The 25691-nt window shown below is 66.3% G+C and carries 22 protein-coding genes; 17 read left to right on the forward strand and 5 right to left on the reverse strand.

What is annotated here, in order from left to right; translation table 11 throughout:
- Window positions 1-17: 17 nt before the first annotated feature.
- Window positions 18-3434, reverse strand: coding sequence for a response regulator (locus ACO6D5_RS00975; protein WP_485824377.1), 3417 nt, complete (start codon window positions 3432-3434; stop codon window positions 18-20).
- A gap of 239 nt (window positions 3435-3673) precedes the next feature.
- Here ACO6D5_RS00975 and ACO6D5_RS00980 point away from each other — a divergent pair, with 239 nt between their 5' ends.
- Window positions 3674-4282 (forward strand): nucleotidyltransferase family protein, encoded by a 609-nt coding sequence (locus ACO6D5_RS00980; protein WP_485824378.1) that lies wholly within the window; start codon window positions 3674-3676, stop codon window positions 4280-4282.
- A 73-nt stretch (window positions 4283-4355) separates the two neighbouring features.
- Here the strand turns inward: ACO6D5_RS00980 and ACO6D5_RS00985 are convergent, their stop codons facing one another.
- Both ACO6D5_RS00985 and ACO6D5_RS00990 read right to left on the reverse strand, forming a co-directional pair.
- On the reverse strand, window positions 4356-4748 hold the full coding sequence (locus tag ACO6D5_RS00985) for a GFA family protein (protein WP_485824379.1): 393 nt from the start codon (window positions 4746-4748) through the stop codon (window positions 4356-4358).
- 292 nt (window positions 4749-5040) lie between these two features.
- Entirely contained in the window at window positions 5041-6027 is a 987-nt protein-coding gene (locus ACO6D5_RS00990; RefSeq protein WP_485824380.1) for a Bug family tripartite tricarboxylate transporter substrate binding protein, read from the reverse strand.
- Window positions 6028-6322: 295 nt separating this feature from the next.
- Between ACO6D5_RS00990 and kdgD the strand changes: the two genes are divergently transcribed.
- From kdgD to ACO6D5_RS01050, 12 genes are all read left to right on the forward strand, one after another.
- Window positions 6323-7237 (forward strand): 5-dehydro-4-deoxyglucarate dehydratase, encoded by a 915-nt coding sequence (kdgD, locus tag ACO6D5_RS00995; protein ID WP_485824372.1) that lies wholly within the window; start codon window positions 6323-6325, stop codon window positions 7235-7237.
- Window positions 7238-7484: 247 nt separating this feature from the next.
- Window positions 7485-8213: an FCD domain-containing protein gene (locus ACO6D5_RS01000; protein ID WP_315845568.1), complete on the forward strand. Its 729-nt coding sequence runs from the start codon at window positions 7485-7487 to the stop codon at window positions 8211-8213.
- Window positions 8214-8684: 471 nt separating this feature from the next.
- On the forward strand, window positions 8685-9701 hold the full coding sequence (locus ACO6D5_RS01005) for an amino acid ABC transporter substrate-binding protein (RefSeq protein WP_315845567.1): 1017 nt from the start codon (window positions 8685-8687) through the stop codon (window positions 9699-9701).
- Between the two features lie 104 nt (window positions 9702-9805).
- The gene (locus ACO6D5_RS01010) at window positions 9806-11014 is read left to right on the forward strand and encodes an aminotransferase class I/II-fold pyridoxal phosphate-dependent enzyme (protein ID WP_485824381.1); all 1209 of its coding nucleotides are present in this window, start codon (window positions 9806-9808) and stop codon (window positions 11012-11014) included.
- 30 nt (window positions 11015-11044) lie between these two features.
- Window positions 11045-12208 carry an amino acid ABC transporter permease gene (locus ACO6D5_RS01015; protein WP_485824439.1) on the forward strand — a complete coding sequence of 388 codons (1164 nt, stop codon included), beginning with the start codon at window positions 11045-11047 and terminating at the stop codon, window positions 12206-12208.
- A gap of 1 nt (window position 12209) precedes the next feature.
- A complete protein-coding gene (locus ACO6D5_RS01020) occupies window positions 12210-13313 on the forward strand; it encodes an amino acid ABC transporter permease (protein ID WP_485824382.1) in 1104 nt (367 codons plus the stop codon).
- A 37-nt stretch (window positions 13314-13350) separates the two neighbouring features.
- Window positions 13351-14091, forward strand: coding sequence for an amino acid ABC transporter ATP-binding protein (locus tag ACO6D5_RS01025; protein ID WP_485824383.1), 741 nt, complete (start codon window positions 13351-13353; stop codon window positions 14089-14091).
- A gap of 161 nt (window positions 14092-14252) precedes the next feature.
- The gene (locus tag ACO6D5_RS01030; RefSeq protein ID WP_315845563.1) at window positions 14253-14810 is read left to right on the forward strand and encodes a carboxymuconolactone decarboxylase family protein; all 558 of its coding nucleotides are present in this window, start codon (window positions 14253-14255) and stop codon (window positions 14808-14810) included.
- 23 nt (window positions 14811-14833) lie between these two features.
- Window positions 14834-15631 carry an ABC transporter ATP-binding protein gene (locus ACO6D5_RS01035; RefSeq protein WP_280027686.1) on the forward strand — a complete coding sequence of 266 codons (798 nt, stop codon included), beginning with the start codon at window positions 14834-14836 and terminating at the stop codon, window positions 15629-15631.
- Window positions 15628-16476: an ABC transporter permease gene (locus tag ACO6D5_RS01040; protein WP_485824384.1), complete on the forward strand. Its 849-nt coding sequence runs from the start codon at window positions 15628-15630 to the stop codon at window positions 16474-16476. The genes ACO6D5_RS01035 and ACO6D5_RS01040 overlap by 4 nt, the downstream gene beginning before the upstream one ends.
- A 28-nt stretch (window positions 16477-16504) precedes the next feature.
- Entirely contained in the window at window positions 16505-17476 is a 972-nt protein-coding gene (locus ACO6D5_RS01045) for an ABC transporter substrate-binding protein (protein WP_485824385.1), read from the forward strand.
- 142 nt (window positions 17477-17618) lie between these two features.
- Complete coding sequence (locus ACO6D5_RS01050) at window positions 17619-19946, forward strand: TonB-dependent siderophore receptor (RefSeq protein WP_315845560.1); 2328 nt, start codon at window positions 17619-17621, stop codon at window positions 19944-19946.
- Here ACO6D5_RS01050 and ACO6D5_RS01055 read toward each other — a convergent pair.
- Together ACO6D5_RS01055 and ACO6D5_RS01060 are read right to left on the reverse strand one after the other, a co-directional pair.
- Window positions 19943-21235, reverse strand: coding sequence for a sensor histidine kinase (locus ACO6D5_RS01055; protein ID WP_485824386.1), 1293 nt, complete (start codon window positions 21233-21235; stop codon window positions 19943-19945). The two genes, ACO6D5_RS01050 and ACO6D5_RS01055, sit on opposite strands and share 4 nt — an antisense overlap.
- Entirely contained in the window at window positions 21228-21911 is a 684-nt protein-coding gene (locus tag ACO6D5_RS01060; RefSeq protein ID WP_315845558.1) for a response regulator, read from the reverse strand. Before ACO6D5_RS01060 ends, ACO6D5_RS01055 begins: the two co-directional genes overlap by 8 nt.
- A 209-nt stretch (window positions 21912-22120) precedes the next feature.
- Between ACO6D5_RS01060 and ACO6D5_RS01065 the strand changes: the two genes are divergently transcribed.
- Genes ACO6D5_RS01065 through ACO6D5_RS01080 form a run of 4 tightly spaced genes read left to right on the forward strand, consistent with a single transcriptional unit; the run spans window position 22121 to window position 25612 of the window.
- Window positions 22121-23251 carry an ABC transporter substrate-binding protein gene (locus ACO6D5_RS01065; RefSeq protein ID WP_485824440.1) on the forward strand — a complete coding sequence of 377 codons (1131 nt, stop codon included), beginning with the start codon at window positions 22121-22123 and terminating at the stop codon, window positions 23249-23251.
- Window positions 23252-23258: 7 nt separating this feature from the next.
- Complete coding sequence (locus ACO6D5_RS01070; RefSeq protein WP_485824387.1) at window positions 23259-24341, forward strand: FecCD family ABC transporter permease; 1083 nt, start codon at window positions 23259-23261, stop codon at window positions 24339-24341.
- Window positions 24342-24371: 30 nt separating this feature from the next.
- Window positions 24372-24827, forward strand: a complete 456-nt coding sequence (azu, locus tag ACO6D5_RS01075) for an azurin (protein ID WP_485824388.1) — start codon at window positions 24372-24374, stop codon at window positions 24825-24827.
- A 2-nt stretch (window positions 24828-24829) separates the two neighbouring features.
- Window positions 24830-25612: an ABC transporter ATP-binding protein gene (locus tag ACO6D5_RS01080; protein ID WP_485824389.1), complete on the forward strand. Its 783-nt coding sequence runs from the start codon at window positions 24830-24832 to the stop codon at window positions 25610-25612.
- Window positions 25613-25691: the final 79 nt, after the last annotated feature.

Here is a 25691-nt window from a genome sequence, read left to right on the forward strand (position 1 = left end):
AAGTGGCGCGGGTGCCTTTAACTGCGCATCCAGACCCGCACCAGGGACAGCAGGCGCTCCACATCCAGCGGCTTGGCGATGTAGTCGTTGGCGCCGGCGGCCAGGCATTTCTCCTGGTCGTCCTTCATGGCCTTGGCGGTCAGCGCGATGATCGGCAGGCGGCGCCACTCGGGCCGCTTGCGTATCTCGCGCATGGCCGTGTAGCCGTCCATCTCGGGCATCATGATGTCCATCAGCACCAGGTCGATCACCGGCTGGCCGTCCGATCCTGCCCGCCCCAGCGCGTCAAGCGCTTCGCGGCCGTTGCGCGCGATCTCCACGCGCACGCCGGTCGGCTCCAGGATGCTGGACAGCGCGAACACGTTGCGCACGTCGTCTTCCACCACCAGCACGGTGCGGCCCTCAAGCGCCGAATCCCGGCTGCGCGCCAGTTCCAGCATCTGGCGCTGCTCGGGCGGCAGTTCGGCTTCCACTTGGTGCAGGAACAGCGTGACCTCGTCCAGCAGGCGTTCGGGCGAACGCGCGTCCTTGATGATGATGGACTTCGAGAAGCGGCGCAGATGCTGCTCTTCGTCGCGCGACAGCGCGCGGCCCGTATAGACGATCACGGGCGGGAAGGACACGCCCTCCTGCTCGGTCATCTGCTGCAGCAGTTCGTACCCGCTCATGTCGGGCAGGTTCAGGTCCATGACGACACAGTCGAACGTCGTCTCGCGCAGCAGTTCCAATGCCGCCGCCGCGGTGGCCGCGGGCGCGATCTCGACATCGTTGCGCGCCAGCAGCTGGCGCACGCTCTCACGCTGGCGGTCGTCGTCCTCGACCACCAGGACGTGGCGCACGTGCCGGGTGAATTTCGCCTCCAGGCGCTGCAAGGCCTGAACCAGTTCCTCGCGTTTGACGGGCTTCAATGCGTAGCCTGCGGCCCCGCGCCCCATGGCCTCGCGCGCGTAATCGGCCACCGACACCACATGCACGGGGATGTGCCGCGTCTGCGGGTTGCGCTTGAGCTGGTCCAGGACGCCCAGCCCGGAAAAATCAGGCAGGTTGATGTCCAGCACGATGGCGTTGGGACGTTCGCGCGTCGCCAGTTCCAGGCCGTCCGTGGCAGTGTGGGCCACCAAACAGCCAAAGCCCATCTCGCGCGCCAGGTCTGAAAGAATGCCGGCAAAGCGCTCGTCGTCTTCGATGACGAGGATGCTGCGCTCAGGCTCCGGACCCGATGGGGCGGCCGCCTTGGGCGCAGGCGCGGCGGGCGCGTCGCGGCGGGCAGCGATGGACGCCGTCTTCGGCAGCATGAAAGGCGTGGCCGCAGCCGCGGCGCCCTGCGCGCCCGGCACCGACGGCGCCTCTTCCAGCCGCACAGGCACCTCCAGCGTGAAGACGCTGCCTTGGCCCGGCGTGCTGGTCACGGACAGGCTGCCGCCCAACAGCGTGGCCAGGTCGCGCGAGATCGACAGCCCCAGGCCCGTGCCTCCGAACTTGCGGTGCGTGCTGCCGTCTGCCTGGCGAAACGCCTCGAATATCAATTCCTGCTGATCGGCCGGCACGCCGATCCCGGTGTCCTGCACGGCGAACGCCACCCGGTCCCGCGAAGCGCGCGACACCCGCAGCGCGACCGTGCCGCGCTGCGTGAACTTGAGCGCGTTGGACAGCAGATTCTTCAGCACCTGTCCCAGGCGTTGCGCATCGGTGTGCAGGGAGGCAGGCACGGCCGGATCGATATCCAGTTCCAGCGCCAGCCCTTTATCCAGCGCCATCGGCCGCAGCGGCTCCAGCAGGCGCTGCAGCATCGGCGCGACGGCCACCTGCTCGACTTCCACCGTGGCCTGCCCGGCTTCGATCTTGGACAGGTCAAGGATGTCGTTGATCAGCGTCAGCAGGTCGCTGCCGGCCGAATAGATGGTCTGCGCGTACTTGACCTGCTCGGCGCTCAGATTGCCCGGCTTGTTGTCCGACAGCAGCTTGGCCAGGATCAGCGTTGAATTCAAGGGCGTGCGTAGTTCGTGGCTCATGTTGGCCAGGAACTCGCTTTTGAATTGGCTGGCCTGCGACAGCTGGCGGGCCTTCTCGGTCAGCGCGTCCTGCACCCGCAGCAACTGGTCGGCCTGCGACTCCAGGTTGGCGTTGGTCTGCTCCAGCTCGGTCTGCTGCAATTCCATGCGCGCCTGCGATTCCTGCAGGATGCGGCTCTGCTGTTCCAGCTCTTCGTTGCTGACGCGCAGTTCTTCCTGCTGGGTCTGCAATTCTTCGGCCTGGCGCTGCGTTTCCTCCAGCAGCGCCTCCAGGCGGCTGCGGTCCTGGCCCGAACGGATCGCCGAGGCCAGCATTTCCGAGGCGCCTTCCAGCAGGTTGCGATCGCTTTCGCTCACCGGATGGTTGAAGCCCAGCTCGATCACGGCGTACACCCGTCCGTTCTGGATGGCCGGCGCCAGGACGAGCTCGGCGGGATCGGAGCGGCCCGTGGCGGAGGCGACTTCAAGATGCCCCGCCGGCACATTGCGCACATGCAGCAGCCTGCGCGACGTGACGGCCTGCCCGGCCAGGCCTTCGGCGGACTGGAGCTTGCGCGCCAGACGCTCGGGCGGCAACGCGAAGCCGCCGAAAAGCTCGAGCTCGCCGGTGCTGCGCTCGACCACGTAGCCGGCGCCCACGTCGGCGCCCAGATACTCGGCCAGATAATCCAGCGCGCGCTTGCCGATCTCGTCCAGGCGGTGATCCCCTTGCAGGCGCAGGCTCAGGCCCGACAGGCCGGTCGTCACCCAGGACTGGCGCGCCTTGGCCCGGTACTCCCGCACGGTCATGCCGGCCGAGGCCAGGATCAGCACCAGCAGCAGCAGCGAACCGCCCCACGAGTAATAGGTCGACGTGGCAGCGGCCGCGGCCCAGGCATCCTTGCCTTCGGCCAGTTCGTCCATCTGCCGCGAATACAGGTCGCCCACCAGGTCGCGCAAGCGGTCCATCGCCTCTTTGCCCGAATCGGTACGCACGATGGCCATCGCGCCTTCGACGTTGCCGGCCTTGCGCATCTCGATGGTCTCGTGCAGTTCCGTCAGCTTCTGGCGCGTAATGCCCTCGATGTCGCTGACGATGCGCCGTTGCGCCGAATCGTTGGACGTCGCATCTTTCACCAGGCCAAGGCGCTGATCGATCAGCCCCAACGAGCGCAGGTAAGGCTGCAGGTAGGTCACGTCACCGGTAAGCAAATAGCCTCTTTGCCCGATCTCGGCATCCTTCAATGCCGAGTTGAACAGGCTCAACTGGCGCAAGGTCTCGGTCGTACGGTCGACGGCCTTGACCGCCTGCATGCGCGTCTCCGCCGAGCGCACGTTGACGAAGGCAATGACCAGCGTGGCCAATGCCGCCGTCACGAACCCGACCAATAGCGTCCGGGGAAAGGCATAGCGGTTGGCAGGCTGCGACGACGATTTCGGCATGGTAGCGGGTGACGGATTCAATGTAGGGGGCATGGCCCAGCGGTGCGACGAAGCGGGCGCCGGGATGAACCGGGCGCAGTCGCGGCTATTGGCCTAAGCGCTGGACTATACATGGTTTGGCGGCATGGGAAAGAGACCGGCCGTCCCGTAATCCTATAAGGCGCCGGCCGCCAAATCTAGGTAAAGTCGCATGACGCAATGATGCCGGCAATCCCGCGCGCCACACGATTCCTTGAACCATGGCTGACCTTCCCTCCTCTCCCGTCGTAGTCGTCCTGGCCGCTGGCGCCGGCCGCCGTTTCCGTGAGGCCGGCGGCGCAGGCAGCAAGCTGCACGCCCGCTTGCTGGGCCGCCCGGTGCTGGACTGGACGCTGGCCGCCGTGCATGCCTGCGGCCTGCCGTGGGTGCTGGTGGAACGGCCCGAGCACGAACCCGACGCCTACGGCATGGGCGACTCCATCGCGCGCGGCGTGGCCCGCCAGCCGGATGCGCCCGGCTGGCTGATCCTGCCCGGCGACCTGCCGCTGATAGACCCCGCCAGCCTGATCAATATCGCCCAGTCGTTGCGCGACGGGGCGCTAGGCGACCCCTGGGCGGTAGTGCGGCCGCTAGTGGCCATGCCGGACGGCACAACCCAACCCGGCCACCCGGTGGGCTTCGGACCCGCCTGGCAAGACGCGTTGCTGGGCCTGCGCGGGGAGTCCGGTGCAATGCCGCTCGTTCGCCAAGCCGTCCAACGGGGCACCATGCATCCGCTGCCGTCCGACGACGCGGGATGCGTCCAGGACATCGATCATCCCGACGACCTTCTCAGGGCGGAAAAGGCGCTGCAAAGCCGGCGTGGCTGACGCCCACGGCAATACCCGAACCAAAGCCGGAAACGAGACCGAAGCCGATCAGGCCTGCGCCCGGCCGCGCGTCCTATCCCTCGTGGCGCCCCGCCGACTCGCGGTCGCGCTCGTACCGGCGACTGAGCGGAAACGGCGGCAGCCAGGACTCCCTGCGTATGATCCAGCTTTCGTAGGTGGGCGTCAGTTGGTCTGGCGCGTCCAACGATCCCAGGTTCAGTTCGACCTCGTCATCGGTGCGCCCGAACACAGTCGAACCGCAACGGGGGCAGAAATGCCGGCCGGCATAGTCGCGTGTGTCACCGTCGATCGTCACGGCATCCCGAGGGAATATCGCGGAAGCGTGAAATAGCGCCCCGTGGATCTTGCGGCAATCCATGCAGTGGCACAGGCCCACCCGGTAGGGCTGCCCCAACGCCACGATCTTCACGCCGCCGCAAAGACAACTGCCTGTGAACCGTTCCATGCTGTGTCTCCCATTGGCCTGCCCTTTGCGGCGGGCTTGATGGCTTACGGTATTGCCTGGCTAACGCAGGCATCGCCGAATGCGCGCGCTCGCCAGGCCTCATTGAGCAGTCAGTCTATCGCGCTATCTATACCCTTGGATTCGAAATCGATTCGTCTCTGCGCAGCCTTGCGGCCATTCTCAAAGCGATGGGCTTGCGGCTGGCCGTGCAGCCGCTTGCGCCTCTCACGCCTGGCAACACCTGAGGCCCGGGATTCGGCGGCGGCGCGGCCCGGCGCCGCGTGCCGCGTCTTTACTGCACCCGCAATTTCCCGTCCGCGATGATCTTCGCCCATTTGGCTTGCTCGCCGGTCTGGAACGCCGTGAACTCCGCGGGCGTGTTCGGCGCATAGGCCAGGCCCAGGCCCTTCATCTTGCCGCTGACGTCCGGCTTGGCGATGATGGCGGCGATCGCCTTGTTCAGGCGGTCGACCACGGCTGGCGGCGTGTTGGCCGGCGCATAGATGGCTTGCCAGCTGCTGACGTCAAAGCCGGCGACGCCGGCCTCCTGCATGGTCGGCACATCCGGCATCACCTCGGTGCGCTTGGCCGACGTGACCGCCAACGCGCGCATCTTGCCGCTTTGCACGTAAGGCAGCGCCACCAGCGCCGTTTCGAACGAGCTGGGGATCTGGCCGCCGATCAGGTCCTGGATGGCGGGCGCGCTGCCGCGGTACGGCACGTGAGTCAGGTGCGCGCCCGTCAATTGCTTGAAGACTTCGCCCGACAGGTGCTGCGACGTTCCCTGCCCGGCGGATCCGAAGGCGATCGTGTCCGGGTTGGCCTTGCCCGCGGCCACTACGTCCTGCACCGTCTTGTATGGCTGGTTCGCGCCCACCAGCAGCACGTTCGAAATACTGCCCAACAGGATGACCGGCGCGAAGTCCTTGGCCGCGTTGTAGTTGATACCCGGCAACAGCGACGGGTTGATCGCGTGCGTGGCGATCGTGCCCAACAGCAAGGTGTAGCCGTCCGGCTTGGCGCGGGCCACGGCGTCGGCGCCCAGCACGCCTCCCGCGCCGCCCTTGTTTTCCACCAGCACGGTCTGGCTCAGGCTGGCGCCCAGTTCCTGCGCGATCAGGCGGCCCAGGATGTCCGAGGTGCCGCCGGGGGCAAACGGCACCACCAGCGTGATGGGTTTGGCCTTGGGCCAATCGTCGGCGGCATGGGCGCCGGCGGCGCCCAAGGTGGTCAGCGCCAGGACGGCGAACGTGCGACGCAGCAGGGGGAATGCCTTCAAGTTTGTCTCCTGAAAGTGGGAATGATTTTATATCTTGTACGTTGTCGTATGACTTTCGGTGAAAGAGAGTACTTTCATCCCGCAGGCGGTTCAATCTAGGGGAATTCCGAATTTGTCAGCGCACGAGCCACACGGTGGTATGCGGAAATGCCATGGTTTCGAGACCTATTGCCCGCTTCAGTCGTATGTTGTACGATGACATACATCTACTGATCGACTGCTACGGCTGCGCTGTTCCAGCCCTGCTTTCTTCGCTTTTCCCGCTTTACCCATTCCCTTTTAATGGATGACAGGCATGACGACTCCCCAGGAACTCAAGGAAATCGTATCTGAAGGGCTGCTGTCCTTCCCCGTGACGGACTTTGACCAGAACGGCGATTTCAACGCCAAGACCTACGCCGCCCGCCTCGAATGGCTGGCCCCGTACGGCGCCACCGCCCTCTTCGCCGCTGGCGGCACCGGCGAGTTCTTCTCCCTGGCTCCCCAGGAGTACTCGGACGTCGTGCGCACCGCCGTGCAGACCTGCGCCGGCAAGGTGCCCATCCTGGCCGGCGCTGGCGGCCCCACCCGCACCGCCATCGCCTACGCCCAGGAAGCCGAGCGCCAAGGCGCCAAGGGCATCCTGCTGCTGCCCCATTACCTGACCGAAGCCTCGCAGGACGGCATCTCCGCTTACGTCGAACAGGTCTGCAAATCCGTCAAGATCGGCGTCATCGTCTACAACCGCGCCCAGTCCCGCCTGTCGGCAGACAGCCTGGCCCAACTGGCCGAACGCTGCCCCAACCTGGTCGGCTTCAAGGACGGCATCGGCGACATCGAAGCCATGGTCCGCATCCGCCGCAAGCTGGGCGACCGCTTCTCGTACCTGGGCGGCCTGCCCACCGCTGAAGTCTATGCCGCCGCCTACCGCGCGCTCGGCGTGCCGGTCTATTCGTCCGCCGTCTTCAACTTCGTGCCCAAGACGGCCATGGACTTCTACCGCGCCATCGCCGCCGGCGACACCGACACCACCAACCGCCTGCTGGACGATTTCTTCCTGCCCTACCTGGAAATCCGCAACCGCAAGGCCGGTTACGCCGTCAGCATCGTCAAGGCCGGCGCCAAGCTCGTCGGCCATGACGCAGGCCCGGTGCGCGCCCCACTGACCGACCTGAGCGGCGAAGAACTGGACATGCTCAACGCCCTGATCAAGAAGCTCGGCCCCCAGTAAGACGCCGCCCACGCAAGACCGGACGCCCTCCCGACGGAGGGCGTTTTTCATTTGCCGCGCGCTTGCAAGCAAACAGGAGTTGGCGGATTCCACGCTGTATGTTGTCATACGGCTATCCTTCTTGCGGTCTGCGGCCAGAGGCCAGACCGCCGCTTCCGGGCCGGACACCCGGAGGCGGCACAGCGTACACTTGCGGCTCCGGCCGCTGGACTACGGCCTGCTTTCCGCCTTACCCATAAGAGAGACGATGCAAACTCCTGCCCGGCCCCGCCCGCGTTCGCGCCTGACCGACGTGGTGATCGAGGAACTGAACAAGCGCCTGGATGCGCGCCTGTACCGCGCTGGCGACAAGCTTCCCTCGGAACACCAGCTGTGCGACGAATTCGACGTCAGCCGCACCGTCATCCGGGAAGCGGTCGCGTCGATGCGCCTGAGCGGCCGCCTGGTCAGCAAACCGGGCATCGGCGTGTTCGTCACGGAAGACCGTGAAAAACCCATCGACTTCGTCATCGAGCCCGCTGCGGATCCGCGCTGGGCGCTGCACATCATGGAACTGCGCGCCGGCCTCGAGGTCGAGGCCTGTGGGCTTGCGGCAGAGCGCCGCACCGCGACCGACCTGAGCGGCATCGTGGAAGCGTTCGACGCCTTCAACCGCGCCACGCGCGACATGGAGGCCGCGGTCAAGGCGGATTACGAGTTCCATTTGTCGATCGCCAAGGCATCGAACAACCCGCACTTCCCGGCGCTGCTGAAGGCCGCGGTGCGCGACGTGATGCTGGACCTGAACATCAAGCACGGCGGCAAGACGCCCGAAGAGCTTGAAACCTACGAGACGCGCAACGTGCGCGAACACGAGGCCATCCTGACCGCCATCATGCGCCGCGACCCCGGCGCCGCGCGCGCCGCGATGGCGCGCCACCTGGGCGACAGCATTGCGCGCTACCGCAAGCTGCTGTCGCAGGCGCCCGCCCAATAAGGACACGGCGCGCTGGCGGCTCCCCTGCCGCCGGCATGGGACATCCGGTGTACTTCAACGCCTGGCGGCCAAGGCCTCAGGCATAAGGAAATTACGGGATTCCCCTTACTTGCCTACTTGTATGACGGCTGCCATCATACGTCTTATGACTTAGCGCCGTGCCTTGCCGCCAGATGAGCGGGCAAGACGCCCCGCTACCGTATGACCCACGTTGTACAAGTGCCGCCGATGAGCCCGATCCTTTCCCTCCGCACGACGTTCCACCGCTACGCCACGCGCATTCATCGGCATATCACCTGACCGGCTGTCCGGTCGTCTGCGGTCCTGCCGCAACCCTCCCCTTTCCGTACCCGCCCGCTTACGCGGCACCGCTTGCTCCGGCCCTTGTCCGGGGTGTGCCGGCGCACGCGTGAATGGTCCTGACTCCCCCGCTTATCCCAAGCGCTTTCCGACCTCCCAGGAGCAATCTCCATGCGTAAGTTTCTGACCACCGCCGTTGCGGCGACCCTGCTGTGCGTCGCCTCGGGCGCCCAAGCCGGCGTGACGTTCGATGCCGTCAAGAAGAAGGGCTTTTTGCAGTGCGGCTTTGCCGGCATTCCCGGCTTTTCGGTGCTGGACAGCAAGGGCGAGTGGACCGGCCTGGACGTGGACATGTGCCGCGCCGTGGCCGCCGCCCTGTTCGGCGACGCCTCCAAGGTCAAGGGCAACGTGCTGACGGCGCAAGCCAAGTTCACCGCGCTGCAATCGGGTGAAATCGACATGCTGTCGCGCAACACCACCCAGACGCTGACCCGCGACACCACGCTGGGCCTGATCGGCGTGGGCGTGAACTTCTATGACGCGCAAGGCCTGATCGTCAAGAAGTCGATGAACGTGAAAAGCGTGAAGGAACTGGACGGCGCCACCATCTGCGTGCAGCCCGGCACCACCACCGAATTGAACCTGGCCGACTACTTCCGCAGCCGCGGCCTGACCTTCAAGCCGGTCCTCGTCGAGAACTACGACGAGAACTTCCGCCTGCTGGAATCGGGCCGCTGCGACGCCTACACCAACGACAAGTCGAACACCGCCGCCAACATGCGCACGCGCCTGGCCAAGCCGGACGACTGGGAAATCCTCGACGAGAACCTGTCCAAGGAGCCCTTGGGCCCGATGGTCCGCCAAGGCGACGAGCAATGGTTCAACGTGGTGCGCTGGTCGTTGAACGCCATGCTGGAAGCCGAGGAATATGGCATCACGTCCAAGAACGTGGACGAGATGCAGAAGAGCACCAACCCGAACGTGCAGCGCATCCTGGGCGTGACCCCGGGCATGGGCAAGAACCTGGGCCTGGACGACAAGTGGGCCTACAACATCATCAAGCAAGTTGGCAACTACGGCGAAAGCTATGACCGCGCCATGGGCAAGGACAGCCCGCTGAAACTGGAACGCGGCCTGAACAAGCAATGGACCCAGGGCGGCCTGATGTACGGCTGGCCGGTGCGCTAAGCCCCTCTCGTGCGCGGCCTGGCCGGACCGGCGAAGCCGCTTTTTCTCTTTACCCCCTGGCCTGGCCGCGCGCCGACCGGCCTTTGCCTTATTACGTCGTAACCATGAACAGCATCGTCAACGCCCGCCTGAAACAGATCAAACCTTCGCCCAGCATGGCCGCCAAGATCGTCGTCGACGAACTGCGTCGCCAGGGCCGTGAAATCGCCGACTTCACGCTAGGCGAACCCGACATGCCCACGCCCGCCCACATCGCGCGCGCTGGACAGCAAGCCATTGCCGGCGGCGACATCCGCTATACCAGCCCCAACGGCACGGTGGGCCTGCGCCGCGCCATCGCCAACAGCCTGGAATTGGGCCTGGGCGTTTCCTACGGCATGGACCAGATCACTGTGGGCGCCGGCGCCAAGCAGATCATCGGGGCCGCGCTGACGGCCAGCCTGGAACCGGGCGACGAAGTCATCGTGTGCGCGCCGTACTGGGTGTCGTACCCCGACATGGTGCTGCTGAACGACGCCAAGCCCGTGGTCGTGACCGGCCCCGAGTCGCAGGGCTTCAAGCTGGACGCCGCCACGCTGGAAGCGGCCATCACGCCCCGCACCCGCTGGCTGATCCTGAATTCGCCCAGCAACCCCAGCGGCGCCGTGTACAGCGCCGCTGAACTGCGCTCCCTGACCGACGTGCTGCTGCGTCACCCGCAAGTCTGGATCTTGAGCGACGAGATCTACGCGCCCTTCTGCTACAGCGGGCAGTCGCATGCCTCGCCCGTGCAGGTCGAACCCCAGTTGATCCCGCGCACGCTGATTGTCAACGGTATGTCCAAGTCCTACGCGATGACCGGCTGGCGCATCGGCTACGGCGCCGGCCCGGCCGACCTGATCAAGGCGATGAGCACGGTCATGTCGCAAAGCACGTCTTGCCCCAGCGCGATCTCTCAAGTCGCCGCGCAGGCCGCCCTGGAAGGCGACCAATCCAGCGTCACGCAGATGGTCGACATTTTCAAGGCCCGCCGCGACCTGATCGTGCGCCGCCTGAACGACATCCCCGGCATCTCTTGCGCGATGCCCGACGGCGCCTTCTACGTGTACGCCAACGTGCAGGGCCTGATTGGACGCACGGGCCCCGCCGGCGAATTGAAGACCGATCTGGACGTCAGCCTGTTCTTCCTGCGCGAAGCGGGCGTGGCCGTGATCGACGGCGGTTCGTACGGCTTGTCGCCCTACGTGCGGTTTTCGTTCGCAACGTCCACCGACGTGATCGAACAAGGCATGGACCGCCTGGCCGCCGCCGTCAAAGCCCTGATAGCGGACTGAACCGTGGCCAAGCACAGAGACCAACCCCCGGTGCGGCGGCCGCCGCACCGGGTCTCCTGGAACGACCCGGCCACGCGCGCGCTGGTCTACCAGGTGCTGGCCCTGACGCTCGTCGGGACCGGCATCTGGTTCCTGGTGCACAACACGCTCCACAACCTGTCGATGCGCAACATCGCCACCGGCTTCGGCTTCCTGAACCGCGAAGCGGGCTTTGCCATCGGCGAATCCGTGATCGCCTACGGGCCGGCGGACACCTATGGCCGCGCCATCTTCGTGGGCGTGCTGAACACGCTGCGGGTGGGCCTGCTTGCGCTGGTGGCCGCCACGCTGCTCGGCGTCCTGATCGGCGTCGGCCGGCTGTCCAAGAACTGGCTGGTGGCGAAGATCACGTCGGTGTATATCGAGGTGATGCGCAACGTGCCGCTCTTGCTGCAGTTGTTCTTCTGGTACGCGCTGATCACCGAGAACATGCCCGGGCCGCGCCAGGCGCACAACCCGCTGCCGGGCGTATTCATCTCCAACCGCGGCCTGAAGGTGCCCGGGCTGGAAGGCGCTTCGCTGGACTGGGTGCTGGGGGGATTGGCGCTGGCCATCATGGCGGTCCTGTTCCTGGGCCACTGGGGCGCCAAGCGCCAGGAAGCCACCGGGCGCGTGTTCCCGCTGGGCCGCGCGGCGCTTGGATTGCTCGTCCTGCTGCCCGCGCTGGGCTGGCTGGCCAGCGGCGCATCCCTGACCTTGGACATGCCGGCATTGAAGGGTTTCAACTTCACGGGCGGCCTCACGCTGACCCCGGAGTTCGTGGCGCTGTTCCTGGGCTTGACCGTCTACACCTCGGCGTTCATCGCGGAAGTGGTGCGTTCGGGCATCCAGGCCGTGAACAACGGCCAGTGGGAAGCCGCCGGCTCGCTTGGCCTGCCGCGCGCGAAGGTCCTGCGCCTGGTGGTGTTGCCGCAAGCCCTGCGCGTGACCATCCCCCCGATGACCAGCCAATACCTGAACCTGTTGAAGAACAGCTCACTGGCGGTCGCCATCGGCTATCCCGACATCGTGTCGGTGGTGAACACCACGCTCAACCAGACCGGGCAGGCCATCGAGGGCATCCTCATCATCATGGGCGCGTACCTCACGGTCAGCCTGTCGATCTCGATATTCATGAACTGGTACAACACGCGCATCGCGCTGGTGGAGCGTTGAGATGAGCAGCACTACGCATGCTTTCACCGAAGCCCTGCCCCCGCCCAGCACCCAGGTGGGCGCGTGGGCCTGGGTACGGTCCCGCCTGTTCTCGTCGCCGCTGAACCTGCTGATCACCGTGCTGCTGGCGTGGTTTCTGCTGATGGCGTTGCCGGCGCTGGTGGAGTGGGCTTTCCTGAAAGCCAACTTCACCGCCACCAACGCGATGGAGTGCCGGGCCTCGGTCGGCGGCGCCTGCTGGGCGTTCATCGTCGAGAAGCACCGCCTGATCCTGTTCGGCACCTATCCGTTCGACGAGCAATGGCGTCCCCTCGCAGCCACGCTGATCCTGGTGGCGGTCATCGCCTGCAGCGGCATGCGCCGCTTCTGGAACGGCAAGCTGGCCCTCATCTGGACCGCAGGCCTCTCCGCCGTGGCGCTCCTGATGTGGGGCGGCGTGTTCGGCCTGACCTACGTCGAGAACTCGCGCTGGGGCGGCCTGCCGCTGACGCTGATCCTGGCCACGTTCGGCATCGCCTTCGCCTTCCCCATCGGCGTGCTGCTGGCGCTGGGCCGGCGGTCGAAGATGCCCGCCATCAAGGCGCTGTGCGTCGTGTACATCGAGCTGATCCGTGGGGTGCCGCTGATCAGCCTGCTGTTCATGTCGTCGGTGATGCTGCCGCTGTTCCTGCCGGAAGGCTTCACCATCGACAAGCTCTTGCGCGCGCAGATCGCCATCATCATGTTTGCCGCGGCCTACATCGCGGAAACGGTGCGCGGCGGCTTGCAGGCCATCCCGAAAGGCCAGTACGAAGGCGCCGACTCGCTGGGCCTGAACTACTGGCAGCAGATGCGCAAGATCATCCTGCCGCAGGCGCTGAAGATCGTGATCCCGCCGCTGGTCAGCATCTTCATCGCGCTGTTCAAGGACACGTCGCTGGTGGTGATCATCGGCATCTTCGACCTGACGCTGGCGGCCAAGGCGGCCCTGTCCGATGCGGCCTGGCGGGGATTCGGGGTGGAGGCTTACCTCTTCATCTCGCTGATCTACTTCGCCTTCTGCTATTCCATGTCCAAATACAGCCAGGCGCTTGAAAAGCGGCTGGCCACCGGGCACGCGCGCTAACGCCGTGCCACCCGGTAACCCTTTACGGAGACCAAGCATGTCGGATTCCATTATTCGATTGCAGGGCGTGAACAAGTGGTACGGCCAATTCCACGTGCTGCGCAACATCAACCTGGACGTGGCGCCAGGCGAACGCATCGTGGTGTGCGGGCCGTCCGGCTCGGGAAAATCCACGATGATCCGCTGCATCAACCGCCTGGAAGCGCATCAGCAGGGCCAGATCATCGTGGACGGCACGGAACTGACCAACGATCTGAAGCACATCGAGGCCATTCGCCGCGAGGTCGGCATGGTGTTCCAGCATTTCAACCTGTTCCCACACCTGACCGTGTTGGAAAACCTGACGTTGGGCCCCATGTGGGTGCTGAAGCAACCACGCGCCCAGGCTGAAGCCACCGCCATGAAATATCTGGAGCGCGTGCGCATTCCGGACCAGGCCAAGAAATTTCCAGGCCAATTGTCCGGCGGCCAGCAGCAGCGCGTGGCGATCGCGCGCTCGCTTTGCATGAACCCCAAGGTCATGCTGTTCGACGAACCGACCTCTGCGCTGGACCCGGAAATGGTCAAGGAAGTGCTGGACGTGATGGTGACGCTGGCCCAGGAAAGCGGCATGACGATGATCTGCGTGACCCACGAAATGGGTTTCGCGCGCAAAGTCGCCAACCGGGTGATCTTCATGGACCGCGGCGAAATCATCGAACAGAACAGTCCCGACGAGTTCTTCGACCGCCCCCAAAACGAACGGACGCAGCTCTTCCTCAGCCAGATCCTGCACTGACGCGGGCCCGCCGCCTTCAAGATGAAGGCGGCTTTTTTCGGGCGCCCCCTGCGCCCGATGTACACGTATACCCATATACATATGTGATATCGGTATTTTCCAGAAGAACGCCGGTCTTCTAGGATTCCCGGATTGTCCGTTTCTCTTCCGCTGGAATCGCCTTGCCCCGCCTGAGCCCCCTGGATCCCGCCAAGCTGGATCCCGCTACTGCCACCCTCTTCAATCAACTGCTGCAGGACTACGGCCCCTACGCCAACATGCTCGGCGCCTTCGCGCCGCGGCCCCCGGCGTTGAAGCACTTCTTTTCCTACCTGGTGCAGTCGCGTGAAGACGGCTTGATTTCGCCGCGCCATCTGGAAATCGCGCTGCTGACGGCGTCCAAGGCGCACGCCTGCCACTATTGCGTCACGCTGCACACGCCCAAGCTGGCCGCGCAGGGCATCTCGCAGGAGGCCATCGACCGCCTGCTGGAGCCCGAGGTGCCGGGCCTGGACGAAAAGGACCTGGTCGTACGCGACTACGCGGTGCTGGTCACGCTGACCCCGTCGCAGGTCAGCGACGCGTTCTACAGCCGGCTGCAAACGTTCTTCAACGAAGAACAGATCGTGGAACTGACCATCCGCATCGCGCTCTGCAGCTTCTTCAAGCGCTTCAACGAAGCGCTTGAGGTGCCCCACGAAGACGTGGTGGCGCTGGAACTGGATCATGGCGCGGCCTAGCGCGGCCTGACGTCCATACCGCCATGAGCCCTGCCCCTGCTTTAAAGCTGGAGATCCGCAATCTCTCCAAGCGCTTTGTCACCGAGACCGGCCCCGTCCAGGTGCTGGACGACATCAGCCTGAACGCCGCCAGCGGCGAATTCATCAGCATCATCGGACCGTCCGGCTGCGGCAAGTCCACCTTGTTCAACATCCTGACCGGCCTGCTCGAGCATGACGCGGGCACGATCGCACTGGACGGCAAGCCGCTGCCGAACCTGCGCGGACGCGTCGGCTACATGCTGCAACGCGACCTGCTCATGCCCTGGCGCACCGTGCTGGACAACGTGCTGGTCGGCCTGGAACTGCGCGGCACGCCGCGCGCGGAATCCGTGGAATTGGCGCGAGACTATCTGAACACTTTCGGCCTGCTGCCCTTCCAGGACAGCTATCCGAAGGCCTTGTCGGGCGGCATGCGGCAGCGCGTGGCGCTGGCCCGGACGCTGCTGCCCGATCCGGACGTGCTGCTGCTGGACGAGCCGTTTTCCGCCCTGGACTACCAGACCCGGTTGTTCCTGGAATCGATGCTGGCCGACACCGTCAGCCAGAAAGGCAAGACCGTCGTGCTGGTCACCCATGACATCGACGAAGCCATCGCCCTGTCCGAGCGCATCTTCGTGCTGAGCGCCCGCCCGGGCCGCCTGAAAAGCGTGCACGACATCGCGCTGGGCACGCGCTCGCCGCTGGAGGCGCGCCACGACAGCCGCTTTCCCGCCTACTTCGACCTGCTGTGCCAGGAACTCGACATACAGACCGGCCGCAAGGACGGGACCCACGCATGAACCAATCTTCCGTTTCCGCCGCCCCGGGCCTTGCCGCCGGCGGCACGCGCCCCGCGCGCCCGGCGGGGTTCCGCGTCCCGGTACTGGCGACCCAGCTGTTGATCCTTGCCGTGCTGTTCGGCGCGTGGGAAGCGGGCGTGCGCGCCGGCGCGGTATCGGGCTTCCTGTTCGGCTCGCCCGCCGGCGTCCTGCAAGCCGCCTGGAAAATGATCCAGAACGGCGAATTGTGGGAACACGCCAACTACACCTTGTGGGCGTCGGCCGTGGGCTTCGTGGCCGGGACCTTTCTGGGCACCGTTCCCGGGCTGGCCCTGTGGTATTCGCCCTATGCCGCCCGCGTGGTCGAACCTTTCCTCGTGGCGATCAACAGCGTGCCCAAGATCGCCTTCGCGCCGCTGGTCATCCTGTGGTTCGGCACCGGCGTCATCTCGAAAGTGGCCCTGTCGGTGTCGCTGACATCCATTGTGGCGCTGCTGGCCGCGTTCCAGGCCGCCAAGGACACAGACCCCGACATCCAGAAAATGATGGTGTCGTTGGGCGCCACCCGCCGGCAGATCTTCCGCAAGGTCGTCGTGCCCTCGGCCCTGCCCGCCATCATCAGCACGTTCCGCATCAACATCGGCTTTGCGCTGGTGGGGACGGTCGTCGGCGAATTCATCTCTTCCAAATACGGGCTGGGGCATGTGATTTTCGTCGCCTCGTCCCTGTATGACCTGAACACGGTCTGGGTCGGCATCTTTTCGCTGATGCTGCTGGGCTTTGTGCTGTATGCCGGGGTGGACATCGCCGAAAAGCGCCTGCTGCGCTGGAAAGACCAGACCTACGCCACCCAATTCAAACTTTGACCGCGCCTGCGCGCCGCTCTCCTCGATCATGAAAACCACGCTCTCCCTACGGTTGGCCACGGCCGCCGCTGCCTCGCTGCTGTCCGTCACCGCCTTTGCCGCCAACGACCGCGCCGTCGTGTCGGCCGCATTCAAATCCGTGTTCTACCTGCCGGTCTATTTCGCGGAAGAACACGGCTACTTCAAGGACGAAGGGCTGGACGTGCGCATCGACGTGGCCTCGTCGTCGACCAACGCGTTGGCGGCCGTCATATCCCGCAGCGCCGACTTTTCCCTCCACGGCCCCGAATGGACGGCCATTTCGTTCGGCCGCGGCGCACCCGTCAAAGTGGTAGGCGGCACCCTGAACCGCCTGGGCGTCTGGCTGACCTGCAAGCAGAGCTTCACGTTCGACGGATTCAAGAGCCTGAAAGGCGCCACCGTCGCCACCGGCGCCATGCCCACCACCAGTTCGTCGGCGTTCCTGAAGCTGGTCAAGAACGCCGGCTTGGACCCCAAGCGCGACCTGGACCTGCTGGAAGTGCCGCTGGGCAACGAGATCGGCCCGTTGAGCTCGGGCAAGGCCGACTGCGCCGTGCTCTACGAACCGGGCGCCTCCCAGGCGCAAGCCCAGGGGTTCAAGGTCGTGTCCGCGTTCTCGCGCGAGATCGGCCCGTACACGTTCTCGGCGATTTCCACGCGGCAGGACATTTCGCCGCAGGTATCGCAGAAGTTCGTGTCCGGCATCGACCGCGCCCTGAAGCAGATCCGCAAGGATCCGGCGGCGGCTGTCGCGAGCGGACTCAAGCTGTTCCCCAACCTGGACCCGGCCGTGGTGCGCGCCTCGGTGCAGCGCCTGATCGATGACGGCGTGTTCGCCGACTCCGTTGCCGTGCCCGAGCAGGCGCTGAAAGACGCGCTGCAAACGCAGATCGACCTGGGCAACCTGGACCGCATCCCGCAAGATCCGAAGTGGCTGGACCTGGGATACGCGCAGCAGATCTCGGGCAAGGCGTACTGACGCCCCCGCCGGCACCGGTGCCCCGTGCGCACCGGTGCCGCCATCCCGCCGCAAAACAGGTTCGCCCGCGCCTTAACAAGATCTTGAGATCGGCCTCTCTAGAATCCGGAACGATTCTCATTGAGGCACTCAAGATCCCATCATGGCGCAACAGAAAACGAACCCGCAGGGCCGGTATGCCCTGAAGACCCTGGGCATGGCGCTAGGCGCCGTGGCGACCAGCCAGGCCCACGCCCAGGCGCGACCCGCCGACAATGCGCCGGTCCTGGCCCCGGTCACCGTGCAGGCCGACGCCCCGCCCTACAAGGCCGACCGCGTGCAGTCCGGCAAGTTCGCCGAACCTTTGCTGGATACGCCACAGAGCATCACGGTCGTGCCACGCGCCGTACTGGAGGAACAACAGGCCAAGAGCCTGCAGGACGTCTTGCGCAACGTGCCGGGAATCACCTTCAGTTCCGGCGAGGGCAACCTGGGCTGGGGCGACATGTTCACCATCCGCGGGTTCTCGGCCGAACAGAGCATTACCGTGGACGGCATCCGCGACGCCGGCCTGTCCAGCCGCACCGACATCTTCAACCTGGAACAGGCCGAAGTGTTCAAGGGCACCGGCTCCATCGAGTCCGGCGTGTCGGCAGTGGGCGGCAGTGTCAACCTGGCCAGCAAGGAAGCGCGCCTGGGTTCCTTCTACAAGCTGTCCGGCGGACTGGGCACCGACCACTACCGCCGCATCACCGCCGACCTGAACCAGGAACTGACGGACAGTTCCGCGCTGCGCATCAACCTGATGCGCCATCACAACGGCGTGGCCGAGCGCGACGTAACCGAGTTCGACCGGTCTGGCATGGCGGCATCGCTGGCGATGGGCTTGGGCACGCCCACCCGAATCACGCTGAACTACCTGCATCAGGAAGACGACAACATCCCCGACGGCGGCGTGCCGATCCAGCGCGGCACCGGCGGCAAGCGCATGCCCAACGTGTCGCGCAACGCCTGGTACGGCGACCCCGGGCTCTACACGGAGCAGACGCGCACCGACCAGGCTACGCTGAAGGTCGAGCACGACTTCACGAACGCGGCCCGCCTGTCCAACATCAGCCGCTGGCAGCAGACCGACCGCATCGGCGTGCTGGCGCCCGCCCGTTTCAACTCCACGTCGCGCACGTCTTACGGCTATGTGGGCGCGGGCCCGCTCGTCAACAGCGCGGACGGCATCCCGTCATACAGCGGGTACGAACCCGTCTCGGATCCGTCGCCGTACGCGCAGCTGCGCGGCAACGATTTCGGGACGTCTAAGCGCTACACCATCCTGGCCAACCAGACCAACCTGAACCTGGATTTCAACACCGGCGGCATCAAGCATGCGGTGGTGACGGGCGTGGAGTTCTATAAGGAAACCTACGGCGATCACGAACGCACCATCCGCGCGCCGGCCAGCAATCCCGTGATCGACCTGCGCAATACCGGCGGGGTCGACATGGGCGGCGTCGATACGGTGAAGGGCGATGCCGGCAACAAGGCCGAGATCTTCAACACCGGCCTGTACGTCGGCGACACGCTGACCTTCAACCCGCAATGGATGCTGCAAGGCGCGCTGCGGTACGACCGCTACCGCGTCACGCAGAAGACGGGCGCCACCACGCAACGCGTCACCGACGGCGCCTGGAGCGGCCGTCTCGGGCTGACCTACAAGCCCGTGGACATCGGCAGCGTCTATGTCTCCTACAGCCAGGCCGCCCAGCCCTCGGCGCTGGGCGCCAGCACCAACAACAATATCTACGGCGCCACCGGCTCGGACACCTACAAGCCCGCCGTCTCCAAGACCTGGGAGCTGGGCACCAAGTGGGATCTGGCCGGCAGCGACCTGGCACTGACCGGGGCGGTCTTTCGCACCGAGCTGACCGACTCCTGGGAGTACGGCGACGATGCCACGGACGTGGTGCGTGCCCTGCCCGCCAAGCGCGTGGACGGCGTCGAACTCGGCCTGTCGGGCAACCTCACGCCGCGCTGGTCGGCGTTCGCCGGCGTCAGCGCGATGAAAAGCCGCATCACCAAAGGCGCGAACCAGGGCGAAGAGGCCAAGAACGTCCCCGACCTGACGCTCAACCTCTGGACCACCTATGCGGCCACCGAGGAGCTGTCGTTGAGCTATGGCGTGCAGTACGTGGGCAAGCGCCGCTACACCGACAACAAGTACGTGGGCGGCAAGAACAACAACAGTTCGACGGTGTCGGGCCCGTCCGGCACGCATCCGGTCTGGGTGCGCGACAACGAGAAGGCGCCGTCGTACTGGCTGCACGCCGCGGCGGCGCGCTACCGCCTGAACAAGAACGTGACGCTGGGCATGAACGTGGACAACCTGTTCAACAAGTTCTACTACAGCCGCGTGGGCGCGTCCCTGGACGGCTTCCAGTTGTATGGAGTGCCGGGCGCGGGCCGCACCGTCACCTTCACGGCGGACCTGTCCTTCTAAGCATCGGGCTGCGCGGCAAGATCCACGCGGAACACGGTGCCGCGCCCCGGCGCCGATTGCAGCGACACGCGCCAACCCTGGTGCGCGCAGATGCGCTGCACCAGCGACAGGCCCAGCCCCAGGTTGCCGGCATCCGGTTGTTCGCCGCGCACGAAGGGGCTGAAGACAGCCTCGTGGCGCTCGGCGGCGATGCCCGGCCCGTCGTCCGCCACCTGCATGAAGTCGGGTCCGGCGGTGATCACGACGCTGGCTTGCGGACCCGCGTATTGCAGCGAATTGCGGATCAGGTTGGACAGCACCGCGCGCAATAGGGGCGCCGGGAATTCCAACGCCGGGGCCTCGGGCTGCGCAAGCGTCAAGGTCAACCGCATGTCGCGGCGTTGCGCCACGGCGCCCCAGGCCGCCAGTTGTCCCTGCGCCGCGGTGCGGGCGCTTTCGCGCGCGTAACGTTCCGCCGCATCGCCGCCTCGCGCCAGCATCAGGTAAGTGTCCAGTCTTTCGCCCATGTCGGCCGCCGCCGCTTCGATGCGGGCCAGGCGCGCCTGGCCGCTGGCATCCAACGCCTGTTCCTCGCGCAGCAGCTCGCAAGAACTGGAGATCACCATCAGCGGCGTCCTCAATTCGTGGCCGACGTCCGCGGTGAACAGCTGTTCGCGTCGCAGCGCCTGCTCCAGCTGGTTGTAGGTCGCGTCGAAGGCGGCGGCCAGTTGGCCGATCTCGTCCGGCGGATAGTCTTCGGCCAGCCGCGTCTGCGGCGGCTGAGCGCCACGCGCGTTGACCTGAGCCGCCAGCCGCGACAAGGGCCGCAAGAGCCGTCGCGTAGCCAGGATACCCAGGATGAACGCCAGCGCCAGGCTGCCCGCCAGCCCGCTGACGGCGGTCCAGTGCGACGCCACCTGGCTCTGTTCGTAGTCGGTGTAGTCGCGCAGCAGCATGTAGCGCTGGCCGTCCTGGTCGTCCACCATCACGTGCCAGACGCGGCCCTCGCGTTCGATCTTGTGGAAGCCGGGGTTCAGCCGCCGCAGCCAGGAGGGAAAGGCCTCGCTGCCCGGGTCTCCATGGAAGAAGCGGTTGGGCCGGCCCGGGTCGATGCCCGCCAGAAAATCGCCCCGTACCCGCTCCACCGCCATTCCCATGTCGATGCGCTGCAAGTGGGCTTCCAGCTTGCCCACGCTCCAGACCGACAGCCAGGACAGCAGCCCCGCGACCAGCAGGGCCAGCACCACGTAAGTCAGCACCAGATGGCGCGCCAGCCCGCGCCGGGCCGCCGGCCCCGTCCGCCTAGGCATCGTCGGGCGCCCGTAGCTGATAGCCGATGCCGTGCACGGTGTGCAAGAGCGGCGTGCCATACGGCTTGTCGACCACGTGGCGGATCTGGTGGATATGGGTGCGCAGGCTGTCGCTGTCGGGCGGCGAATCGCGCCACAAGGCCTCTTCCAGCCGCGCTCGGTGGACAACCGACGGGCTGGCGCGCATCAGCAGGGTCAGCAGTTGCAGTGGAGACGGCGGCAGGCGCAGGGGCTGCCCCGCGCGCGCCAGTTCCAGCGTCCCCGTGTCCAGCGTCAGGTCACCCACGCGCAACACGCGCGCAGCGCCCGCGCCGCTGGCGCGATGCAGCAGCGCCTTGACCCGCGCGGCCAGCTCCGCCAGCGCAAAGGGCTTCACCAGGTAGTCATCGGCGCCCGCGTCAAAACCCGTCAGCCGGTTGTCCAGCGTGTCGCGCGCAGTCACCATGATCACCGGGGTGTCGCACGCCGCCTCCGTCCGCAGGCGGCGGCAGAGCTCGTAGCCGTCCAGCCGCGGCAGCATCAGGTCCAGCACGATCAGGTCGAAGCCGCCCGAGGCCGCCATCGCATAGCCGCGCTGCCCATCCTCGGCGCAATCGACAATGTAGCCGCGCCGCGTCAGGTGATGCGTGATGTTCGCCAGGATGTCAGGATCGTCTTCGATGACTAGAACGCGCATGCAGGCCCGCAGGGAATGGAAATCAGTCTCATATTGTATGTGCCCGCCAGGCGTGGGCCGCCGCGTTCCGTCCCCGCTTGCGGCGCGCACGCCACACCGCGCACGTCTTAACGCTTTCTTGACATGGCATGGCGGACACTGCGTGTCGATAAGAATGGTTCGCGTTACCTGCAAGCCTGCGGGCAACGGCGCAACCCGGGATGTTTTCGATGCGTGCGATCAAGCTCTTCCGCGCGGCCATGGCCGCCACCGCCCTGTTTTGCGCCTTGCCCGGCGCCCACGCCCGCCAGGTCACCGATCTGGCCGGCCGCGTCGTCACGGTGCCTGACCACCCCAAGCGCGTGCTGTTGGGCGAAGGCCGCTTCGTCTTCGCAATGGCCCTGCTGGACCGCCAGGATCCCGTCGCCCGCGTGGTCGGATGGCAAGGCGAGCTGAAACAGCAAGACCCCTATTCGTGGACTCAGTTGGTCAAGCGCTATCCCAAGGCGGCCGACGTGCCGCTGATCGGCAAAACGTCGGAAGCCAGCGTCAGCCCCGAGAAGATCGTGTCGCTGCAACCCGATGTGGCGGTGTTCAGCCTGAGCGGCCACGGCCCCGGCCGCAACAACCCGATGATCGCGGCGCTGCAGGCGGCAGGCATTCCCATCGTCTTCATCGACTTCCGCCAGCACCCGGTCGAGAACACCGTGCCCAGCATGCGCATCCTGGGCCAGGCGCTGGACCGCCAGGCAGAGGCCGACGCCTACATCGCCTTCTATGAAGACCATCTGGCCCGCGTGCGCAAGATCGTCGGCCCGGTGCCGCAGGCGCAGCGTCCGCGCGTGTTCGTGGAAATGCTGGCAGGCGTGTGGCCGGCCTGCTGCCACACCACCGGCAACGGCAGTTTCGGTGACCTGCTGGAAACCGCCGGCGGCGTGAACGTGGCCGCCCCCGTGCTCCCGGGCGCCATTGGCGACGTCAGCCTGGAATTCCTGCTGGACGCCAAGCCCGATGTCTATATCGCCACCGGCAGCCGTTCCGAACCGGGCCGCCCCGGGCTGCTGGTCGGCCCCGGCGCCGCCGCCGCGGTATCGGCGGCCAGCCTGTCCACCCTGCTCGACCGCGACGGCATCCGCGACCTGGACGCCGTGAAGCAGCACCGCGCCTACGGCATCTGGCACGCGTTCTACAACTCGCCCTACAACGTGGTCGCCATCGAAGCCATGACGACGTGGCTGTACCCGGCGCGCGCCGCCGCGCTGGACCCGCAAGCCACGCTGGACGCGCTGTACCGCCAGTTCCTGGACGTGGACAACGCGGGCACCTATTGGACGGCGCCGAGCGCCGCCTCTGCCCGATAAGCGCATCATGCCCAGCACCACCACGGCGGCCATGCCCGCCATTGCCTCGCCCCCGGAAGACCCCATCGCCGCCTACCGGCGCACCGTCCGCAAGCGCCTGCTGCTGACGGCCGTGCTGGTGCTGGCCATTGCCGCCAGCCTGCTGGCCGACGTCGCCAGCGGCCCCGCCGCCCTTTCGCCCGCCGACTTGCTGCAAACGCTGTTGCATCCCGATGCGGCCGGCGCCGGCACGCGCGTCATCGTGTGGCAGTTCCGGCTGCCCTATGCCCTGATGGCGCTGCTGGTCGGCGTGGCGCTGGGGCTGGGCGGCGCCGAGATGCAGACCATGCTGGACAATCCTCTGGCCAGCCCCTACACGCTGGGCGTCTCGGCCGCTGCCGCCTTCGGCGCGTCACTGGCCATCACGCTCGACTGGCACGTGCCCGCCTTGCCGCCCGGCATGGTGGTGTCGATCTCGGCCTTTGCCTGCACGCTGGTGTCGGTGCTGATACTGGAACGCGTGGCGCGCTGGCGCGGCGGGTCGACGCTGGGCGTGGTGCTGTTCGGCATCGCGCTCGTGTATTCCTTCCAGGCGCTGGTGATGCTGCTGCAATTCGTGGCCAGTGAAGAAGCCCTGCAGGGCATCGTCTTCTGGACCATGGGCAGCCTGGCGCGCGCCAACTGGACCACCGTGGCCGTCATGGCCGCCGCGATCGCCGTGACCGTGCCGTTTTCGATGCGCGACGCCTGGAAACTGACTGCCGTGCGCCTGGGCGAAGAGCGCGCCGCCAGTTTCGGCATCGACGTCCGCCGCCTGCGCCTGGTCAGCCTGCTGCGCGTCAGCGCGCTGGCGGCGCTGGCGGTGTCGTTCGTGGGCACCATCGGTTTCGTGGGACTGGTCGCCCCCCACATCGCCCGGCTGCTGCTGGGCGAAGACCATCGCTATTACCTGCCGGGCAGCGCGCTGGCTGGCGCCCTGATCCTGTCGCTGGCCTCGGTCGCGTCCAAGACCGTCCTGCCCGGCGCGCTGATTCCGGTCGGCATCGTGACGTCGCTGGTCGGCATCCCGTTCTTTCTCACCATCGTCGTGCGCGCGCTCAAGCGCGCCTGACGCCCCGCATCCCCTAAGGAGACCTCCCCGATGCAATCCCGCGTGTGCTTCACCCTGGCTGCCCTGCTGATGGCCGGCGCCGCCCATGCCGCCCCCGATGCGTGCACCATCGACGTCGAAGGCCGCCCCGGCAAGCAATTCGGCCCCGACCATATCGTGGTGCCGGCCACCTGCCAGGACTTCACCGTGCGCCTGATCCACACGGGCAAGAACAGCAAGGAAAAGGCTGGCCACAACTGGGTGCTGACCAAGACCGAAGACATCGATGCCGTGATGGTCGACGGCATCAAGGCCGGGGCGGAACACGAATTCCTGGCGCCCGGCGACGCCCGCATCCTGGCCAAGACACCGATGCTGGGTGGCGGCGAAACCGCAACGGTCACGTTCCCCGTCAACCGTCTGCGCGCCGGCCAGTCCTACACCTACTATTGCTCGTTCCCGGCGCACGCCCAGCACATGCGCGGCACGCTGGTGCTGCAACCCTGACGATGACCCCGCTGCACATCCGCGGGTTGGCCGCCGGCTATGGCGGCAGGCCGGTGCTGCAGGGGCTTTCCGCCGGCCCGCTGGCGGAAGGCGCCGTCACCGCCCTGCTCGGCCCCAACGGCAGCGGCAAGTCCACGCTGCTGAAAACGCTGGCGGGCTTGAATCCCGTCATGCGCGGCGAATTGTTGCTGGACGGCGAAGACCTGGCGCAAGCGACGCCTTCGCGCCGCGCCGAACGCGCCATGTACATGCCCCAGGCGCTACCCAAAGGCGTGCACATGACAGTCTTCGAATCCGTGCTGGTGGCTGCCCGGTCAGGCCGCCACGGCGCGGCCGGCCACGACCTGATGCGCGACGCCATGGCCGTCATCGCGGACCTGGGCATCGCGGCGCTGGCCAGCCGTTACCTGGATGAACTGTCGGGCGGCCAGAAGCAACTGGCCTCGCTGGCCCAGGCACTGGTGCGCCGCCCGCGCCTGCTGCTGCTGGACGAGCCCTTGTCCGCGCTCGACCTGAACTACCAGTTCCACGTCATGGACGTGCTGCGCCGGCAGACGCGCCAGCACCGGCTGATCACGCTGGTGGTGCTGCACGACCTGAACATCGCGTTGCGCCATACCGACCATGCGCTGATGCTGCACAGCGGCGCAATCGAAGCCGAGGGCCTGCCCGCCGAGGTCGTCACGCCGGCGACGCTGCGCCGCGTCTATCGCGTGCAGGCTCGCGTGGAGCATTGCCCGCAGGGGCAGGCTCAAGTCCACGTGGATGGACTTGCCGGAGCGTAAGAGCGATATCCGAAGGCGGTATATAGTCACCGCTTAGCCTTCCCTGGGAGTCGACCGATGTCGAGAGGCCGCGCCATGG

The sequence above is a fragment of the Achromobacter sp. genome, from assembly GCF_057314935.1.

Coding starts and splice junctions, on each gene's coding strand:
- ACO6D5_RS01080 (WP_485824389.1), top strand. CDS start 24,830: ATGACCCCGCTGCACATCCGCGGGTTGGCCGCCGGCTATGGCGGCAGG.
- ACO6D5_RS01020 (WP_485824382.1), top strand. CDS start 12,210: ATGAGCAGCACTACGCATGCTTTCACCGAAGCCCTGCCCCCGCCCAGC.
- ACO6D5_RS01000 (WP_315845568.1), top strand. CDS start 7,485: ATGCAAACTCCTGCCCGGCCCCGCCCGCGTTCGCGCCTGACCGACGTG.
- ACO6D5_RS01070 (WP_485824387.1), top strand. CDS start 23,259: ATGCCCAGCACCACCACGGCGGCCATGCCCGCCATTGCCTCGCCCCCG.
- ACO6D5_RS01040 (WP_485824384.1), top strand. CDS start 15,628: ATGAACCAATCTTCCGTTTCCGCCGCCCCGGGCCTTGCCGCCGGCGGC.
- ACO6D5_RS01035 (WP_280027686.1), top strand. CDS start 14,834: ATGAGCCCTGCCCCTGCTTTAAAGCTGGAGATCCGCAATCTCTCCAAG.
- ACO6D5_RS01005 (WP_315845567.1), top strand. CDS start 8,685: ATGCGTAAGTTTCTGACCACCGCCGTTGCGGCGACCCTGCTGTGCGTC.
- azu (WP_485824388.1), top strand. CDS start 24,372: ATGCAATCCCGCGTGTGCTTCACCCTGGCTGCCCTGCTGATGGCCGGC.
- kdgD (WP_485824372.1), top strand. CDS start 6,323: ATGACGACTCCCCAGGAACTCAAGGAAATCGTATCTGAAGGGCTGCTG.
- ACO6D5_RS01025 (WP_485824383.1), top strand. CDS start 13,351: ATGTCGGATTCCATTATTCGATTGCAGGGCGTGAACAAGTGGTACGGC.
- ACO6D5_RS01060 (WP_315845558.1), bottom strand. CDS start 21,911: ATGCGCGTTCTAGTCATCGAAGACGATCCTGACATCCTGGCGAACATC.
- ACO6D5_RS00975 (WP_485824377.1), bottom strand. CDS start 3,434: ATGCCGAAATCGTCGTCGCAGCCTGCCAACCGCTATGCCTTTCCCCGG.
- ACO6D5_RS01010 (WP_485824381.1), top strand. CDS start 9,806: ATGAACAGCATCGTCAACGCCCGCCTGAAACAGATCAAACCTTCGCCC.
- ACO6D5_RS01065 (WP_485824440.1), top strand. CDS start 22,121: ATGCGTGCGATCAAGCTCTTCCGCGCGGCCATGGCCGCCACCGCCCTG.
- ACO6D5_RS01050 (WP_315845560.1), top strand. CDS start 17,619: ATGGCGCAACAGAAAACGAACCCGCAGGGCCGGTATGCCCTGAAGACC.
- ACO6D5_RS01045 (WP_485824385.1), top strand. CDS start 16,505: ATGAAAACCACGCTCTCCCTACGGTTGGCCACGGCCGCCGCTGCCTCG.
- ACO6D5_RS00985 (WP_485824379.1), bottom strand. CDS start 4,748: ATGGAACGGTTCACAGGCAGTTGTCTTTGCGGCGGCGTGAAGATCGTG.
- ACO6D5_RS00980 (WP_485824378.1), top strand. CDS start 3,674: ATGGCTGACCTTCCCTCCTCTCCCGTCGTAGTCGTCCTGGCCGCTGGC.
- ACO6D5_RS01055 (WP_485824386.1), bottom strand. CDS start 21,235: ATGCCTAGGCGGACGGGGCCGGCGGCCCGGCGCGGGCTGGCGCGCCAT.